This is a genomic window from Clostridium sp. C105KSO13, assembly GCF_001517425.1.
Lineage (GTDB): Bacteria > Bacillota > Clostridia > Lachnospirales > Lachnospiraceae > Muricomes.
Map to the genome: position 1 here is coordinate 1 of NZ_FBWL01000044.1, position 1,490 is coordinate 1,490.

Here is a 1,490-nt window from a genome sequence, read left to right on the forward strand (position 1 = left end):
CAAGGATGAAGCCGCTCCTGCCATGAATTAAGTGTTGTGTCTATATTTCTTTTTTGAAGCCAGCGAAAGATGGCTTGTTTGCTATACCCTACTTTTTCTTTAACCGCTACCTTTTTGTTTCAAACTTAATCCTCAATCAATTTGTGTTCTGTTAAAGTTGCTTTTCCGCTGTCTATATCGCTCGCAATTTTTTCAAGATACTTTATATTACTTTCAGAGTAGAACGGGTCTGCGTTAATTTCAAATGGTATTCTTCTCTCCCTGCTAACTTTCTTTGCATAAATGGTAAACGCAGTTGTCATACTCATTCCCATCTCTTTACAGATCTGCTCCATGCTCTTTTTTAGTTCCTCGTCCATTCTGAAATTTACCATTGTCTGTGACATAATAATTCACCTCTTTCCCTCTTTCTTTTTCTATATTATATCACTTTGTAAATCATTTGACAATAATATGCTTTACAAAAGTAATTTTATTTATGCATTTATTTTTTGCTTATTTTTTAACTTTCCAACTTTTTCTTATTCAATCTGCTTGAATTGAACTTCTTTGCAGAGTGAGTATTACGATGTAAAAGTGTTATTGACGGCTTAAATTGTCCAAAATCATCCGATTGTTTTTGTCCTGTTTTATCCGAGATTTTTGTCCATCTGAATATTACGGTGCGGCGGGGTTCATCCGCATATTTTGGTATAAAGGTATCGTAACCCGTTTCTAGGTATGATAGAATATTAATATATTCTGAAAGGAAACGAATCATATGCCAACCACTTCGACTCTTGATTTACAGCAGTTTTATCCCAACGAATTGGAGATTGTTTCGGTAGAAGAAATGTCTGATGAATTATGGTTACATATGCGATCCCGGACTAAATCCTATCAATGCCCTCAATGCGGCATGACTCTCCGAAAGCTGCATGCGACCCACCACCGAACGGTACAAGCCCCCCCCATTTTGGGGAAACGTGTCATGCTGGATTTGAATACCCATGACTTCCAATGCCAGAATAAAGATTGTCGTATTGGTGCAACCGCTGAAACATTCGGCGGATTCCTTAATTATTACAGCCGGATGACGGAGCGTCTGGTGGATTTCGTTACGATACTTGCTCTTGAAACCAGCTGTGAGTCAAGTGCGCGTATTATGCAGGTCATGAACATCAAGATCAGTGGAGATACCGTCATTCGCACGCTGCTTAAAAGATACAGCGCACAACCCGAAAGGAAATGCGGAAGCTACATTGGCGTGGATGACTTTGCGTTTAATGCAAATAGCGGTATCAAACGGCCACTTTTGCGGAGCTAATCGGCCGCTTGGCGGTAATGAACGGCCATTTGAAATTAGATATTCTGCATAGCAGACGGTAGTGTCATAAATTTTGTGTCTTTGGTAATAAATGGTTCCAATCTGGTAAGAATTAAATATGAATATTCTTATCAGAGAGGAGCCTATTATTATGGCTATTGCAAAGGAGCAATTAAGACAAATT

2 protein-coding genes are annotated in these 1,490 nt (G+C 38.8%); one reads left to right on the top strand and one right to left on the bottom strand.

Annotated features, from left to right (window positions below; genetic code table 11):
* Window positions 1–125 precede the first annotated feature (125 nt).
* Window positions 126–386 carry a type II toxin-antitoxin system RelB/DinJ family antitoxin gene (locus BN3456_RS00140; RefSeq protein ID WP_089981948.1) on the bottom strand — a complete coding sequence of 87 codons (261 nt, stop codon included), beginning with the start codon at window positions 384–386 and terminating at the stop codon, window positions 126–128.
* A gap of 374 nt (window positions 387–760) precedes the next feature.
* Here BN3456_RS00140 and BN3456_RS00150 point away from each other — a divergent pair, with 374 nt between their 5' ends.
* Entirely contained in the window at window positions 761–1,306 is a 546-nt protein-coding gene (locus BN3456_RS00150) for a transposase family protein (RefSeq protein WP_089981952.1), read from the top strand.
* The last annotated feature ends 184 nt before the right edge of the window (window positions 1,307–1,490 follow it).

Bases quoted from the DNA above. Each gene is read 5' to 3' on its own strand.
- BN3456_RS00140 (WP_089981948.1), bottom strand. From the start codon at position 386: ATGTCACAGACAATGGTAAATTTCAGAATGGACGAGGAACTAAAAAAG.
- BN3456_RS00150 (WP_089981952.1), top strand. From the start codon at position 761: ATGCCAACCACTTCGACTCTTGATTTACAGCAGTTTTATCCCAACGAA.